Raw genomic sequence first — 14,660 nt, 5'->3', positions numbered from 1 at the left:
CATGCCGCGGTTCGAGCTCGACCTCCAGCCCGTCGCGGACGGCGAGGTGTGGACGGCGTTCGACGTGCACTACCTCGTCGACCTGCCCGCGGTGGCGGCGGGCGAGACGCTGCTCAGCATCCCGGAGGTCGTCGTCTCGATTCCGGCGACGCCCTACCGCACGGAGGATCTCGCCGTCTCCGACGACGCGGGGCCGCTGGTGCTCACGGAAGCCGAGCCCACGTCGGATTCCTCCGGTGTCTACCGTCACTGGGTCGCGGATCGCACGACGGAAGGCCGCGTCGAGGTCGCCTTCCGGGCGCCCGTGCGACCCCACGACGAACTCACTCCGGTGGGGCCGCTGTTCGACCTCCGGGCCGAAGAGCTCGGACTGTTCGGCGCCGGCCTGAACTTCCTGGTGCTTCCCGGCGAGGTCTCGACCCCCGACGGCCCCGTCTTCGACTTCTCGCTCCGTTGGCTCCTGGACGAGGGCGTCCAGGCGGTGTCGAGCTACGGCACCGGCGATCGCTCGTGGAGCGGGCCGCTGCAGTCGGTCGCGTTCTGCTACTACGCCGCCGGCACCCCGCACCGCACTCCGGAGGGGTCAGCGGACTTCGGCATCCACTCCTACAACGACACCCCGTTCGACCTGGACGAGATCGGCGAGTACGTCGCGAGGCTGCACACCGAGTTCACCCGGTTCTTCGAGGACGGGGGGTCGAGCTACCACGTGCTCATCCGCAAGAACCTCGGGCAGGGGACGGGCGGTTCGGCGTTCCCCGGGTCCTTCGCGTTCGCGTTCTCAGCGGTCGGCGAGACCGAGACGGACCAGCTGCGGAGTCTCCTCGCGCACGAGATGGCGCACAACTGGCCCACCCTGAACGACCACCACTCGACGATCTCCTGGTACACCGAGGGCACCGCCGAGTACTACTCGCACGTGCTGCCGCACCGCACAGGCATCCTCTCGACCCCGGCGCTCGCCGCGCAGCTCACCGACAGGTTCCAGCAGTACGACACCAACGCCCTGCGAGGGCTCGACAACGACGCGGCCTCCGCCGCGTACTGGGCTGATCCCCGCGCGCAGCGCATCCCCTACGGGCGCGGGCTCCGCTACCTGATCGCGACCGACGGCCGGATCCGGCAGGCCACCGACGGCGAGAAGACGCTCGACGACGTCGTGCTCGACATCCTGCGCGCGCAGCGCGCCGGCGAGCAGGTTGGAGCTGCGGGTTGGGTCGAGCGGGTGGCGGTTTTCAGGGGGGCTGACGCGCAGCGCGACTTCGACGCCATGGTCGCAGGGACCCCCATCCCGCTTCCGGATGTTCCGTTCGAGGGGATGCGAGCGGTCCCGGCGACGGCTGCCGAGTACGACCTCGGCTTCGACGTCGCCTCCTTCCGCAGCGACGGGCGGCGCGTGCAGGGTCTGCGTCCCGATTCCGCGGCCGCCCGTGCCGGGGTGCGCGACGGGGATGCGCTGGTCGATCTCGCGCTGCCGTACCACGCATCCCGCTACAGCGACCGACCGCTGTCGCTGCACATCGTGCGCGCCGGCGAGCCGCTCGTCTTCGACTATCTGCCGGCCGGCGACCAGGTCGCCACGGTGCGCTGGGAGGCGCTCTCATGACTCTGCCCGTGTTCGATCTCGAGCTCACCCCGTTCCGCAGCGCCGAGGGATGGGCGGGCATCGACGCCCGCTATCGCGCCGAGTTCGGCCCCGTCGCCGCGGGGGAGGTGCTGCTTCGGCTTCCGGCGGTGATCGCCTCCGTTCCCGGCGCGGTCTACGGGCTGGAAGACATCCGGGTGAGCGATTCCGCCGGCGCCGTCTCGTTGACGGAGGTCGAGGGCACGTCGGATCCCATGAGCACCTATCGGCACTTCCTCGCCGACCGCGACGTCGACGGCGTCGTGGAGGTCGCGGTGCGGGCCCCCGTGCGCGATGTGGATCTGCGCACACCGGTCGGGCCGCTGTTCGACCTGCGCCGCGAGCAGCTCGGACTGTTCGGCGCCGGCTGCACCTTCCTTCCCGTGCCGCTCAGTGCGGAGAGCGAGTTCGACTTCTCGCTGACCTGGAACCTCGACCAGGGGGTGACCGCGGTCTCGAGCCATGGCGCCGGCGATGAGGTGCGGCGCTGGTCGGGCGACATCGCATCGATCGAGCACTGCCTGTTCGGCGCCGGGACCCCGATCATCGCCCCTGAGGGGGCGACGAACTTCGGCATCCACGCCTACAGCGACGTGCCCTTCGACCTCGACGGCCTCAGCAGCTACCTGCGAGACATCCACACCACGATGAGCGCGTTCTTCGAAGAGGAGAATCCGCAGTATCACGTGCTCGTGCGCCGCAACCCCGACAAGGGCTCCGGCGGCACGTCCTTCCCGTCGTCGTTCGCGTTCGGCTACTCGCCGACGACCGAGGTCGACGAGGCGGATCTGCGCACTCTGCTCGCGCACGAGATGGTGCACAACTGGCCGCACCTCGACGAGGACTGGACCGTCGGATCTTGGTACAGCGAGGGGACGGCCGAGTTCTATTCGCTGGTGCTGCCCTGGCGGGCGGGGATACTCGACTCCGCGACCTTCGCCGAGCAGCTCACCGACATGTACCGCCGGTACGACGCGAACCCGCGACGGCACCTGAGCTACGCGGCTGCGGCCGATCTGTTCTGGGCGGACCTGCGTGCGCAGACCATCCCCTATGGGCGGGGCATCCAGTACCTCGTGGCCGTCGATGCCCGTCTGCGGGCGGAGTCGGCCGGAGAGGTCTCGCTCGACGACATCGTCATCGACATCCAGCGGGCGCAGCGTCGCGGCGAGAAGGTGCTCGTGGAGGGCTGGCTGCAGCGGATCGAGAAGGTCATCGGCGAGCAGGCGCGAATCGACTACGACGCGATGGTGGCCGGCGAACCGATCGAACGACCGACGGAGCTCTTCCAGGGAGTGCTTCGCCCGGTTCCCGTTGTCGCCCCCGAGCATGACCTCGGCTTCGACATCGTGTCGTTCCAGGAGCCGCGGCGCATCACCGGTCTGGTCGCGGGGTCTGCGGCCGAGCGTGCGGGACTGCGCGACGGCGACGAGCTCGTCACGCGTCGCTTCTCGTACAGCGCGGCACGGGATGGATCCACGCCGCTCGACATCGTCATCGCGCGCGACGGCGAGGAGGTGACCGTGCGCTACGAGCCCCGAGGCGGCGACATCCGCACCACCGACTGGGTGGTGGACGGGTGAGGTCGATCGAGGGGCGCGTATCGCTCGGCGCAGATCTCGGCGAAGGCGTCGCACGGTGGAGCGAACTGGTCCTCCTCGGGCCCGACGGGGAACCGGATGCCACCATCAGTGCGACGAGCTACGTCCGGCACTCGGACACGGAGCGCCCTGTCGCCTTCCTGTGGAACGGCGGCCCCGGCGCCTCGTCGTCTCCGCTGCACATGAACGCCCTGGGCCCGCGCATCCTCCGCTCCGGCGAGGTCGTCGAGAACGCCGTCTCGCTGCTCGACGCGGCCGATCTCGTCTTCGTCGATCCGGTCGGCACCGGATTCAGCAGGATGCTCCGGGACGAGGCGAAGGCTCGGCTGCTCACGGTGCCCGGCGATGCGGATGCCGTGGAGACCTTGATCCGCGCCTGGCTCCGCGCGAACGACCGGGAGCACGCCTCGATCCATCTGATCGGAGAGAGCTTCGGCGGCTACCGGCTCGCCGCCGTCGCCCCGCAGCTGAAGGATCTGCGGTTGGACAGCATCACCCTCATCTCGCCGATGCTCGACGCCACGACGGTCGCCGAGGCACCCGAGAACGACCTCGCCGCCGTGTTCGCGCTGCCGACGATGGCGGTGGCGGCCTGGTTCCACGGTGCCGCCCGTGCGGGCGTCGATCACGTCGCGGAGGTCTGGGCCGAGGCGGAGCGCTTCGCCGTCGACGAGGTGCTTCCGGCGCTGCACCGGGGCGCGGCCCTCGACCCCGAAACCCGCACCCGCCTCGCCGCACGGATCGCCGAGCTTGTGGGCCTCTCGCCGGATGCCGTGCTCGCCGCCGACCTGCGCGTGGGCAGCGAGGACTTCCTCCGCAGCCTGCGCGGCGACGAGGGACTCGTCGTCGGACGGCTGGACGTGCGCGTGACCGGTCCGCTGCCCGAGCCCCATCCCGACGGACGCCCTCCGGCAGCCGATGACCCGGCTCTCGGTCTCGGCCGCGGCAACGTCATCCACTCCGCGCCCATCGCCCGGTACCTCCGCGACGAGCTGGGCGCACCCGTCGATGCGGACGAGCCCTACGTGTCGCTCTCCCTCGATCTGAACTTCGCCTGGGACTGGCGTCCGGCAGAGGCCATGCCGCCCATCTTCCGCACCTCGGTGGCGACGAACCTCGGCGAGGTCGCGAAGGAGCGGCCAGACCTGCGCATCCTCCTGCTCGGGGGCTACTTCGACCTCGCCACCACGCTGTCCAGCACGATCCACGCGGTGCGGCACTCCGGGGTGCCGGCATCCGCCGTCGAGATCCATCCGCTGATCGCCGGGCACTCCCTCGATGAGACGGTTCTCGTCGAAGCCCGCGACGCGATCGGCCGAACCATCACCCACACCTCGAAAGCAGGGACCCGCCGATGACGGTGCAACTGATCCTCGTGTCCAACGGCGAGCCTGTCGGATCACTCTCGGCCGACACCGATCCGGACGGCCGCACCCGCATCGTCTACGAGGTCGACAACAACGGCCGCGGTGCGAGACTCGCCGAGACACTCCGGCTCGATGCCGGTCTGCCGGTGCGGTGGGATATCGACGGCACGTCGCTCATGGGCGGCACGGTGCACGAGAGGTTCGCGATCGACCCCGACGGGGCGGCGCGCTGGAGCAGCCAGGCCGACGAGGGCACCACCACGGCGGAGGGCTTCTACCTTCCCGCCGACGCCAGTCCCTACGGCCTGGTGCTGCTGGTCGAGCGCGCTCTCGCCACCGGAAGGCCTGTTCCACTGCTCCCAGCCGGGGAGGTCGCCGTCGTCCCGGTGCCGCTCGGTGAAGTCGGCGGCCGTGACGTCGAGGCCTTCGCACTCACGGGTGTGCAGCTGCGGCCGCAGTACGTGCTGCGAGACCGCGCCACCGGTGACCTGGTCGGCATCTCCGACGGCGAGCTGCTGCTCCACCCGGATCTCGTCGCTGCGGCAGCCGAGATCGATGCGGCGCTGCAGCGAGCGACCAGACGCCGCTTCGCCGCGCTCTCCCGCGAGGCCACGCTGCACCAGGGCGGGACGCTCGTCGTGCGCGACGTGCGCATCTTCGACCCGGTGAGCGGGCAGGTCGGCGACCCGCAGACGATCGTCGTCGACGGGCGGCGCATCACCGCGATCGGCCCCGACATCGCGGTTCCCGACGGCGCCACGATCATCGACGGGGCCGGTCGCACCGCCATCCCGGGTCTGCACGACATGCACGCGCACCTCGACACGTCATCCGCCCTGCTGTACATCGCCGCCGGAGTCACGAACGTCCGCGACATGGGCAACGACAACGACGCGCTCGCCGCGCTGATGGCCGCCATCGAAACGGGGGAGGTGCGCGGGCCTTCCGCCGTGCCCGCCGGCTTCATCGAGGGCCGGAGCGCACACGCGATGCGGATGGGCCACGTCGTCGAGAGTCTGGACGAGGCGCTCGCAGCCGTCGACTGGTATGCCGACCGCGGGTTCCACGCGATCAAGATCTACAACTCCTTCACGCCCGACTGGGTCGCCGAGACCGCCGCGCGCGCCCACGAGCGGGGGATGCGGGTGCAGGGCCACGTGCCGGCGTTCATGGATGCCGATCGGGCCATCGCCGACGGGTACGACGAGATCACGCACCTGAACCAGCTCGCACTCGGCTGGGTGCTGGAGCCGGAGGAGGACACGCGCACGCCGCTGCGGCTGACGGCGCTCACCCGGGTCGCCGACCTCGACCTCGACTCCGAGCGAGTGCAGCGCACCATGGCCTCGATGGTCGACGGGGGCGTGAGCCTCGACGTGACCCTGGTCATTCTCGAACAGCTGATGCTGAGCAGAGCGCGCACCGTGATCCCCGCTCACGAGCCGGTCATCGAGCACTTCCCGGCGGGCGTCCGCCGCTACCGCCGACGTACCTACGTGCCCTACCGGGACCAGGCCGAACTCGACAGCTACGAGACGGCGTTCCGGCGCCTTCAGGAGATCGTGGTCCGGCTGCATCAGAAGGGCGTGAAGCTGTGGCCGGGAACGGATGACGGCACCGGCGTCACTGTGCATCGCGAGCTGGAGCTCTTCGTCGACGCCGGTATCAGTCCGGTCGACACCCTCCGCATCGCCACGATCGGATGCGCGGAGCACCTGCATCGCGCCGATGACCGGGGAACGATCGAGGTGGACAAGGCCGCGGACTTCATCCTCGTCGACGGTGATCCGACGCAGTCGATCAGGGACATCCGCAACGTGGCCCTCACCGTGGCCGAGGGCCGGGCCGTGAGCCCGGCGCGGATCTACCGCGGCTTCGGGATGATGCCGTTCGCCGCGGAGCCGGGCGTGACGACCGGATAGTCTCCCGCCCCGGTTGACGCGATGTCGATCCTTCGTGATACTTAGGTGCATGCCTAAGTATCACGACGAGATCGATGCCGTGTTCCGCGCTCTCGCGGACCCGACGCGTCGCGCCATCGTGGAACGGCTGGCGAAGTCTCCCGCTGTCGTCTCGGATCTCGCGGCGCCGTTCGCCATGGCGCTGCCGTCGTTCCTGCAGCACCTGAGCGTGCTCGAGAGTGCAGGAGTCGTGACGTCGGAGAAGCTCGGGCGGGTGCGCACCGTGAGCCTGCGACCGGGAGCCCTCGACGTGCTGCACCTGTGGCTCGGCGAGCAGCGAACACCCGCCGACCACCACGCCGACCGACTCGGCATCCACCTCGCTCTCACGACCCCGAAGGAGAACTGACATGACCCGCGTGCGCCTGGACCTGTTCACCTCGCTGGACGGCTACACGCCGTCGGATGCGACCCCCGAGAATCCGATGGGCGAGGACTGGGCGCGCCTCACCGCCGCGTATACCGCCACCCGCACCTTTCGCGCGAACGTCTTCGGCGACACGAGCGGCGCGGGCACGACCGGCGTCGACGACCGTCATGCGGCCGCGTTCTTCGACGGAGTCGGATCCGAGATCATGGGTGCCGGCATGTTCGGACTCCACTCCTTCCCCGACGATCCGGACTGGAAGGGCTGGTGGGGCGACACGCCCCCGTTCGGCACCGCGGTCTACGTCCTCACCCACACCGCACCCCGCGCGCCGCTTCCGATGAACGGCGGAACCACCTTCCATTTCCGTGACGCCCCGATCGAAGAGGTGCTCGCCGAGGCGAAGGAGGCCGCCGGCGACCTCGACGTGCGCGTCGGCGGAGGGTACCGAACAGCGCGAGACTTCCTGCGCGCAGGGCTGATCGACGACCTGCACCTCATGGTCACCCCCATCTTCCTCGGTCGCGGGAATCGACTGTGGGACGATCTGGTCGGCTTCGAGCTCACCCACGAGGTGACGAGCGAAGTCGCCGAGAGCGGCGTGATCCACGTCACTCTGGCCCGATAGGAGGCGGGGATGACGATCGAACGCCGACTCGCGCGCTCCGGATTCACCCTGACCCGCGACTATGCGGCGCCCGTCGAGCGCGTCTGGGCTGCGTTCGCCGACGAGGACAGCAAACGGAGCTGGTGGGGTGACGCCGACCGCATCCGCACTCGGGAGTGGGTGTTCGACTTCCGGGTCGGCGGGCGCGACATCGACGAGGGCAAGTTCCACGGCGGTCCGGTCTCACGGTACGAGGCGACGTACACCGACATCGTCGAGCGCGTCCGCATCGTCACGACGTACGACATGTGGCTCGACGGGGCCCACATGTCGACGTCCGTCGCGTCTTTGGAGTTCGAGCCGATCGATGCCGGAACCCGCTTCACGCACACGGAGCACGGCGTGTTCTTCGACCAGTTCTGGGCGGACGGGCAGGGGCGTGAGGCCGGCACGCGCGGCCTCCTCGACGCCCTGGGCCGCCACGTCGCCTGATCGCGAGGCGCGGGGCCGATGTTCGCCGGGCATCGCAGACTTCCGAACACATTCCGAATAGAATGAACGCATGACGATCCTCAACGACCTCCGCACGACGACTCGGCGCTCGTCTGATCTCAGCAAGCACTCCGCTGACGTCTTCGCCGAGGCGGAGGACCACACGGTCCAGATCACGCGCCGAGACGGTGAGCCGCTCGTACTGATGTCGCAGCGTGAGGCCGACGCCCGCGCGGCGCTGCTGCAGTTCGCCGCCGACCTGATCACGGTCACGCTCGACGAGGAGGGCACTCTCGCGTCGCGGATGGCTGACCGCTTCCCGTGGATGCTGGCGCTCTCCGATACCGACCAGGCGACGTGCGCACGGGATCTCGTCGATGCGGCTCGCGCATCGTTCGCCACAGGACAGCCCCATCTGGCGATCGCGGAGCTCACGTCCTGGCGGGAGACGGCGACCGCGATCGCCGCAGGGCTCTCCGCTCGACCTGCGGAGTGGAGTTCATCCAGCGCGGCAACGCTCGTCACGAGCGCTGGCAGCACAAGCCGACCGCCCAGGGTGATGCGCGAATCTGGTTCTACGTCGACGGTGGCGACGTGTTGATCGAGCAGGTGCACACGCATCACCCGAACGCGACGAAGTAGCGAGCCACTTCTGGTGCACTCGCCCACGGCCGGGGCCGGTCCGGTGACTGACGGGTGGGTTCGACCCCTCAGCGCCCTTCGAGCAGCTCGTCGCGCACCTGGCGGCGCAGCACCTTGCCGATGAGCGACCGGGGCAGGTCATCGACGGCGGTGATGCGGCGCGGCACCTTGTAGGGCGTGAGCCGGGTGCGGCAGAAGTCGCGCAGCGCATCCACGTCGAGGGTGGCACCGTCGCGGAGCACGACCGCGGCGGCGACGTCTTCTCCGCCGTGCGGCCGGGGAAGACCGACGACGGCGGCGGCGGTGACATCCGGGTGCGCGGCGAGCACGTCTTCCACCTCGCTGGGCGACACGTTGAACCCGCCCGTGATGATGAGCTCCTTGAGGCGATCGACGATGCTCACGAACCCGTCGGCCGAGACCTCGGCGATGTCTCCGGTGCGGAGCCAGCCGTCTGCCAGCAGTGCATCCGCGGTCTCGCCCGGACGCCCCCAATAGCCCTGGAACACCTGAGGGCCGCGGATGAGGAGTTCCCCGCGCTCGCCGGCCGGCATGTCGACATCGGTGTCCTCGGGATCGACGACGCGGATCTCGGTGCTCGGGAACGGCACGCCGACGGTGCCGGGGCGACGGGACGGCCCGATCGGGTTGCCGAGTGCCACCGGCGAACTCTCGGTCATGCCGTAGCCCTCGACGAGGAGGCCACCGGTCGCCTCCTCCCACCTCTTCACGGTCGCGACCGGAAGGCTCATCGCGCCGGAGATGGCGAAGCGGACCGTCGACAGATCGATGGTCCCGCGGGCCGCGGCGCGCGCTAGAGCGTCGTAGATGGGTGGCACGGCGGGAAGGAAGGTGGGCGGAGTCGAGCGCGCCGCCGCCGTGACGAGCCCCAGATCGAACGTGGGGAACAGAACCAGCCGCGCTCCGATGCTCATCGCGAACGTGAGGCACAGCGTCATGCCGTAGGCGTGGAACAACGGCAGCACGCCGTAGAACGTCTCTTCGCCATCGACGAGGCCGGGCACCCACGCCCGTCCCTGCATCGCGTTGGCGCGGAGGTTCGAGTGCGTGAGGATCGCGCCCTTCGGAACGCCCGTCGTGCCGCTCGTGTACTGCAGCAGTGCGGTGTCGTCCAGGGCCGGCCCTGGCACGCGTCGCGAGAGCCGGCGATGGTCGACGAGACCCTTCCAGGCGACGAGGTGCCGTGCCTTCGGTGTGCCGGTCAGCTTCGCTCGCGCCTCACGAGCCTTGGGGATCGGGAGACGGAGCGCGACGCGCTTCGACAGGGGCATCGCCGCGGTGATGTCGACGCTGACGATGTGCTCGACCCGGAGGTCGGCCGGGAAACCGGCGACCATGTCGGCGGCCTTGTCCCAGACGATGGCGACGCGGGCGCCGTGATCCTCGAACTGGTGTCGCAGCTCGCGGGGCGTGTAGAGGGGATTGTGCTCGACCACGATCGCGCCGAGTCGCAGAGTCGCATAGAAGGCCACGACGTGCTGCGGGCAGTTGGGGAGCACAAGGGCGACGCGGTCGCCCTTGCCGACCCCGAGCCGCCGCAGGCCCTCCGCGGCGCGCTCGATCTGCTCCCCGAGCTCCCGGTACGTCGTGACCGCGCCGAAGAAGTCCAGCGCCGGACGCCGGCCGAAGGCCTTCACGCTCGCCGACAGCATCTCCGGGAGGGTCTGCGTCGGCTCATCGATGTCTGCGGGGACGCCCTCCGCGTACGAGTCGAGCCAGGGGCGTGAAGAGAGGGGAGGAACGGGCATGCCTCCATCCTGCCGCGGAATGCCGGTGCCTGTCAGGCCGGCCGCCGTCGATTCACCCCACGAACAGCAAGATGATCGAGAGGACGACCGCCGCAGCCCCCACGCTGGCGAGGGTGACTCCGAGCACCTGCACGGCATGGAGGAGGGGCCGGCGGGGTTCGAAGCGCATCAGACTCGGGTGGTGTTCGCTGACGAACGCGTCGACCTCTTCGCGGCCCTGCCAGTGGCCGGATTCGTCCGCGCGGAGCGGGCGCTCCCAGAAGTCGCCGGCGGTGAACCAGCGGGCGCGGGCGCGGCCGTCGTCCTCGAGGATGAAGACCTCCTGCGGCACCCAGCGGCCATCGTGCACTTTCACCAGGAAGACGATGAGGAGCAGGGGGAGACCGATCCCGAGGCCGATCCACGAGAGGATCTCGGCGATCAGTCCGATCGCATCGGCAGCATCCATGATCGGCTCCGTTCTCCTGAGAAAACAGTACCGGGGGTGCGTGCGCGCTCGTGTCAAGGCCCGGGCTTCGAGCGCGTCGAGGCCGTAGCGTGGGCGTTCGCCGCCCGATACCCGACGGGCGTCAGGAGGATTCGACGATGACCGATGACTCGCTTCCTACCGAAGCGCTGCTCGATGGGCGCTACCGATTGCAGGAGTGCGTCGGACAGGGCGGGATGGCACGCGTGTATCGCGCTGACGACATCTTCCTCGGCCGCACGGTGGCGATCAAGATGCTGCGCGACGAGATGGACGGCGCACAGCCATCCGGTCGCGCGCGCAGCGAGATGACGGTGCTCGCCTCGCTCAACCACCCCGGCCTGGTCACGCTCTACGACGCGCAGCTCGTCCCGGGGCGAGCCGAGTACCTGGTGATGGAGTTCATCGATGGGCCGACCTTGTCCGCCCGAATCGCGCAGGGGCCCATGGCACCCGCCGAGGTCGCGCGGCTCGCAGCGGACCTCGCCGAGGCGCTGCATGTCGTGCACGGCGCGGGGATCGTGCATCGTGACATCAAGCCGTCGAATGTGCTGGTGTCGCGGACTCCGCTTCCCGGCAACCGGTCGGGGGCGAAGCTCGCGGACTTCGGCATCTCCGTCCTCGTCGACGGCGCGCGGCTCACCACCCCCGGGCTCGTGATCGGAACCGCGGCGTATCTCGCCCCGGAGCAGCTGAGAGGGGAGCCGCCCGCTCCGCCCGCCGACATCTATTCGCTGGGACTCGTGCTGCTCGAGGCCCTTACCGGGACGCGCGCCTTCCCGGAGGCCGAAGGCATCGGCGCCGCGATGGCCCGGCTCATCGAGATGCCGGAGGTGCCGGCATCCCTGGGGGTCGGGTGGACCACCCTCCTGACGCGGATGCTGGCCGCGGACCCCGCCGATCGGCCACGTGCCTTGGAGGTGTTCGCCGCGTCGTCGGAACTCGTGACGGCAGCGACGGCATCGTCGCGCCCGGCGCCTCCTGCTCCGCCGCGTCCTGCCGTCCCGGCCACGGTCGCAGCGATGGCCGCAGCGCGCGCCTCGTCATCGCCGGCCACCACCCCGACACTCCTTCTTCCCGCCGGGCCGGTGAGACCGCGCGGTCTCACCGAGCGAAAGGCCGGCGGGCGTCGCCGGAGGATCATCGGCGGCGCCGTGGTCGCGGCGGTCGCCGCATCCGTCCTGACCGGGGTGTGGCTGTCGGGCATCGGCGCCGTGGATCCGGACGTGACCGACACGGTCGACACCGAGCAGTCTCCCGCGCCGACTGCGGAGCCTTCCACGACACCCGTGAACGCTCCCGACCAGCCTGCTGAGCCCGTCGTGCCCGTCGTGCCCGCCGAAGACACCGAGCCCGGCGGCGGAAAGCCGACCGACGAGCAGAAGGCCGCAGAGAAAGCGGCCAAGGACGCGGAGAAGGCGCAGCAGAAGGCCGATGAAGACGCCCGCAAGGAGGCGGAGAAGGCGCAGAAAGAGGCCGAGAAGAGTCGCGAAGGATGAAGCAGCGCGCTACTCGACGATGCAGATCGAGCTCACGGTGAGGTGGATCAGGCCGTCGATGCTCGACGTGTCCCGCACGCTCATCCGCTCCACGGGGCGGCCCTCGCTGTAACGGATGTCCTCCTGCATGGCACGATCCTGCTCGTAGCCGGCTCGGTCCCAGACCTTCAGGATGTCGGCGACCGATCGGGTGTTGTCGTCGGTGCGGAAGTCGAGCTGCAGCTCGCGGCGGGTGCCGGGACTCTCGGCGCACGAAACGGACCGGATCGGCAGGGCGGCGGCGTCGATCGGAGCGCCGGATGCATCGACGGCGGTTCCGGAGGAGGCATCCAACGAGGCGGTCACGAGTTCCGTCATCTGATCATCGACGGCCGCAGCGGTCATGGGTTCAGGTGCCGAGGTCACCGGAGGGCTCGGAGACCGGATCGGCTCCCTCTGCGCCTCATACCCGCAGTGCGGTGTTCTGTCCGCGAGCACGGGAACGGAGAACGACGCCGCGTAGGTCCCCGCCGGGTTCGAGTTCGTGTTCGGCTCGTTGACCGCATACGAGACCGTCAGCGTGCCATCCGCGTCCGCCACGGCGTACCCGTCCATTGCGAACGGCTGGTAGGCGTTGTTCCCGGAGGTTCGTGCCACCGAGGTCGCGACGAGACCGTCCTGCCGATACACGGTGCCACTCGATCCCATCAGGAACGAGCGTTCGACCACGACGTAGCCGGTGTCGCAGTCGCCCTGCAGCAGCGGCGTGACCTTCACCTCGATGGACAGCATCACGAGGAAAGCCGCAAGGGCTCCCGCTCCAGCGGCGAGCACGATGCCGATGATCTTGAGCGCCAGCATCCACCGCGGCGCATCCACGCTCCACAGCCCGACGCAGAGGGCGGCGAACGCGATCAGCATCGAGCCGGTGAGCAGGCTGCGCTCGTCGAGCGGTCCGATCAGAAGAGATGCCTCGCCGGACGTCGCCACCGAGACGCCGAGCTCCCCGACCACGATCGCCGTGGCGAGGGCGAAGAATGCGCCCGCGACCCTGGAGACCGTCCGTCGACGGGAGGCAGCGGGTGGGGGCACCCCTGAAGCCTAGGGTGGGCCGAGCTCGGCACCGCCGGATACCCAGGACACTGTCGGCATCCGGTCAGCGCCGCCGGCGCCGCGCGCCGGGCTCAGCTCGTTCCGGGCGGGAGCTTGTCGACGCCGTGCCGGTTCGGCTTGCCGGGTTCGGCCGCCGTCTCGGGCGAGGCATGCGCGGGTCCGGTCGGTGCCTCGGACGTCGGGTAGCTCGGCTCTTCGATCTCGATCGCCTTGTCCCGCTCTTCGAGGGGAGGCAGGTGGTCCAGTGGCTGTTTGATGTCGTCGGGGTGTGTCATGCCCCGAGGATGTGACGCTCAAGGTGAGAACGCCAGGGGGTTGCGCGCGCGCGAATCAGGTCACTCGTCCTGGTCGGCGACGTCGATGTCGGCATCATCATCATCATCATCATCGGTGGACGGCATGTCCGGGTCGATGCCGACGGCGTCGACGAGGGGCTGGTCATCGTGGTTCGTCTGCGGATCTGACATCAGAGGCTCCATTCGGCTGAGGGGTGGGGCCATCAGTCTCGCCCCACCGGCCCGGGCACGCGTGCCCATTGACAGACGCGTGCACCGGGCCGGACAATCCCGACCCTCGTCGGCTCGCCCGCCGGCGTCTCGTCGACGTCAGGCGGTGGCCAGCGGAGGCAGGTGCGGAATCGGGATCGGGCGACTCGCGCGTCGCGGCGAGTGGAACCGCTGCACGTCCTCGAGCACATCCGCCGCAGACATGTAGTACGTCGCGAGCGGCAGGTCGCGTAGCCAGACGGCTTCGACCTCGACGGTGTCGACTTGGTAGATGCAGGCGACCGTGCGGCGCGAGTCATCCGCGGCGTAGCGGTGATCGAGGATCAGCCACTCGGTATCGGTGATCTTCCTGAGCTCGAATCGGGGATCGGGCATCGTGAACATCTCAACACTCCAATCAGTCGGCCGGCATCGGCTGTCGAGGAGCGCACCGCATCCGAGGATGCTGATCTCTGCATCGTGCGGTGGAACGGGCGCCCTTTCAGCCCGCCGGAATTCACGGAAATTGTACGTCCGACCCGATATGTTGCTCAACTTTCAGTGAGCGTCGTTCGCGTGGGGTCGCCGAGTGCACGGCGTGCCCTCGAGTGCACGGCTCGTTGACCTGGATAGCCCGTGCATTCGGCGCCAAGCCGTGCACTCGGCGGGGAGGGAGAGGAGGGGAGGG

15 protein-coding genes are annotated in these 14,660 nt (G+C 69.5%); 9 read left to right on the top strand and 6 right to left on the bottom strand.

Annotated features, from left to right (window positions below; genetic code table 11):
• The first annotated feature begins 1 nt into the window (after nt 1).
• The 8 genes from BQ2383_RS03800 to BQ2383_RS03765 all read left to right on the top strand — a co-directional run bounded on the left by BQ2383_RS03800 (nt 2) and on the right by BQ2383_RS03765 (nt 8,620).
• Nucleotides 2–1,606 (top strand): hypothetical protein, encoded by a 1,605-nt coding sequence (locus BQ2383_RS03800; RefSeq protein ID WP_140403292.1) that lies wholly within the window; start codon nt 2–4, stop codon nt 1,604–1,606.
• Entirely contained in the window at nt 1,603–3,207 is a 1,605-nt protein-coding gene (locus BQ2383_RS03795; RefSeq protein ID WP_091029760.1) for a hypothetical protein, read from the top strand. Before BQ2383_RS03800 ends, BQ2383_RS03795 begins: the two co-directional genes overlap by 4 nt.
• A complete protein-coding gene (locus BQ2383_RS03790) occupies nt 3,204–4,583 on the top strand; it encodes a S10 family serine carboxypeptidase-like protein (protein ID WP_140403291.1) in 1,380 nt (459 codons plus the stop codon). The genes BQ2383_RS03795 and BQ2383_RS03790 overlap by 4 nt, the downstream gene beginning before the upstream one ends.
• On the top strand, nt 4,580–6,514 hold the full coding sequence (locus BQ2383_RS03785) for an amidohydrolase family protein (protein WP_091029756.1): 1,935 nt from the start codon (nt 4,580–4,582) through the stop codon (nt 6,512–6,514). The genes BQ2383_RS03790 and BQ2383_RS03785 overlap by 4 nt, the downstream gene beginning before the upstream one ends.
• Before the next feature lie 49 nt (nt 6,515–6,563).
• Nucleotides 6,564–6,902 (top strand): ArsR/SmtB family transcription factor, encoded by a 339-nt coding sequence (locus tag BQ2383_RS03780; RefSeq protein ID WP_091029753.1) that lies wholly within the window; start codon nt 6,564–6,566, stop codon nt 6,900–6,902.
• A 1-nt stretch (nt 6,903) separates the two neighbouring features.
• A complete protein-coding gene (locus BQ2383_RS03775) occupies nt 6,904–7,548 on the top strand; it encodes a dihydrofolate reductase family protein (protein ID WP_091029749.1) in 645 nt (214 codons plus the stop codon).
• Nucleotides 7,549–7,557: 9 nt separating this feature from the next.
• The gene (locus BQ2383_RS03770; RefSeq protein WP_091029745.1) at nt 7,558–8,019 is read left to right on the top strand and encodes an SRPBCC domain-containing protein; all 462 of its coding nucleotides are present in this window, start codon (nt 7,558–7,560) and stop codon (nt 8,017–8,019) included.
• 70 nt (nt 8,020–8,089) lie between these two features.
• Complete coding sequence (locus BQ2383_RS03765; RefSeq protein ID WP_244175879.1) at nt 8,090–8,620, top strand: prevent-host-death protein; 531 nt, start codon at nt 8,090–8,092, stop codon at nt 8,618–8,620.
• 109 nt (nt 8,621–8,729) lie between these two features.
• Here BQ2383_RS03765 and BQ2383_RS03760 read toward each other — a convergent pair whose 3' ends face one another.
• Together BQ2383_RS03760 and BQ2383_RS03755 are read right to left on the bottom strand one after the other, a co-directional pair.
• Nucleotides 8,730–10,430 (bottom strand): long-chain-fatty-acid--CoA ligase, encoded by a 1,701-nt coding sequence (locus BQ2383_RS03760; protein WP_091029741.1) that lies wholly within the window; start codon nt 10,428–10,430, stop codon nt 8,730–8,732.
• A 52-nt stretch (nt 10,431–10,482) separates the two neighbouring features.
• The gene (locus BQ2383_RS03755) at nt 10,483–10,878 is read right to left on the bottom strand and encodes a hypothetical protein (protein ID WP_091029736.1); all 396 of its coding nucleotides are present in this window, start codon (nt 10,876–10,878) and stop codon (nt 10,483–10,485) included.
• A 137-nt stretch (nt 10,879–11,015) separates the two neighbouring features.
• On the opposite strand from BQ2383_RS03755, the gene BQ2383_RS03750 reads away from it, so the two are divergent.
• Nucleotides 11,016–12,395, top strand: coding sequence for a serine/threonine-protein kinase (locus tag BQ2383_RS03750; RefSeq protein ID WP_091029733.1), 1,380 nt, complete (start codon nt 11,016–11,018; stop codon nt 12,393–12,395).
• Nucleotides 12,396–12,404: 9 nt separating this feature from the next.
• Here BQ2383_RS03750 and BQ2383_RS03745 read toward each other — a convergent pair whose 3' ends face one another.
• From BQ2383_RS03745 to BQ2383_RS03735, 4 genes are all read right to left on the bottom strand, one after another.
• A complete protein-coding gene (locus tag BQ2383_RS03745; protein WP_091029730.1) occupies nt 12,405–13,466 on the bottom strand; it encodes a hypothetical protein in 1,062 nt (353 codons plus the stop codon).
• Between the two features lie 92 nt (nt 13,467–13,558).
• Nucleotides 13,559–13,762 (bottom strand): hypothetical protein, encoded by a 204-nt coding sequence (locus BQ2383_RS03740; RefSeq protein ID WP_091029727.1) that lies wholly within the window; start codon nt 13,760–13,762, stop codon nt 13,559–13,561.
• 60 nt (nt 13,763–13,822) lie between these two features.
• The gene (locus BQ2383_RS19580) at nt 13,823–13,954 is read right to left on the bottom strand and encodes a hypothetical protein (protein ID WP_279627345.1); all 132 of its coding nucleotides are present in this window, start codon (nt 13,952–13,954) and stop codon (nt 13,823–13,825) included.
• A gap of 138 nt (nt 13,955–14,092) precedes the next feature.
• Nucleotides 14,093–14,368: a hypothetical protein gene (locus BQ2383_RS03735; protein WP_231481680.1), complete on the bottom strand. Its 276-nt coding sequence runs from the start codon at nt 14,366–14,368 to the stop codon at nt 14,093–14,095.
• Nucleotides 14,369–14,660 lie beyond the last annotated feature (292 nt).

The organism is Microbacterium oxydans (assembly GCF_900095745.1).
GTDB lineage: Bacteria > Actinomycetota > Actinomycetes > Actinomycetales > Microbacteriaceae > Microbacterium > Microbacterium oxydans_B.
The sequence above is the reverse complement of the archived record's forward strand: the minus strand, read 5'-3'. Positions and strand labels throughout refer to the sequence as shown.

Coding starts and splice junctions, on each gene's coding strand:
- BQ2383_RS03800 (WP_140403292.1), top strand. CDS start 2: ATGCCGCGGTTCGAGCTCGACCTCCAGCCCGTCGCGGACGGCGAGGTG.
- BQ2383_RS03795 (WP_091029760.1), top strand. CDS start 1,603: ATGACTCTGCCCGTGTTCGATCTCGAGCTCACCCCGTTCCGCAGCGCC.
- BQ2383_RS03785 (WP_091029756.1), top strand. CDS start 4,580: ATGACGGTGCAACTGATCCTCGTGTCCAACGGCGAGCCTGTCGGATCA.
- BQ2383_RS03780 (WP_091029753.1), top strand. CDS start 6,564: ATGCCTAAGTATCACGACGAGATCGATGCCGTGTTCCGCGCTCTCGCG.
- BQ2383_RS03775 (WP_091029749.1), top strand. CDS start 6,904: ATGACCCGCGTGCGCCTGGACCTGTTCACCTCGCTGGACGGCTACACG.
- BQ2383_RS03770 (WP_091029745.1), top strand. CDS start 7,558: ATGACGATCGAACGCCGACTCGCGCGCTCCGGATTCACCCTGACCCGC.
- BQ2383_RS03765 (WP_244175879.1), top strand. CDS start 8,090: ATGACGATCCTCAACGACCTCCGCACGACGACTCGGCGCTCGTCTGAT.
- BQ2383_RS03760 (WP_091029741.1), bottom strand. CDS start 10,430: ATGCCCGTTCCTCCCCTCTCTTCACGCCCCTGGCTCGACTCGTACGCG.
- BQ2383_RS03755 (WP_091029736.1), bottom strand. CDS start 10,878: ATGGATGCTGCCGATGCGATCGGACTGATCGCCGAGATCCTCTCGTGG.
- BQ2383_RS03750 (WP_091029733.1), top strand. CDS start 11,016: ATGACCGATGACTCGCTTCCTACCGAAGCGCTGCTCGATGGGCGCTAC.
- BQ2383_RS03740 (WP_091029727.1), bottom strand. CDS start 13,762: ATGACACACCCCGACGACATCAAACAGCCACTGGACCACCTGCCTCCC.
- BQ2383_RS19580 (WP_279627345.1), bottom strand. CDS start 13,954: ATGTCAGATCCGCAGACGAACCACGATGACCAGCCCCTCGTCGACGCC.
- BQ2383_RS03735 (WP_231481680.1), bottom strand. CDS start 14,368: ATGCCCGATCCCCGATTCGAGCTCAGGAAGATCACCGATACCGAGTGG.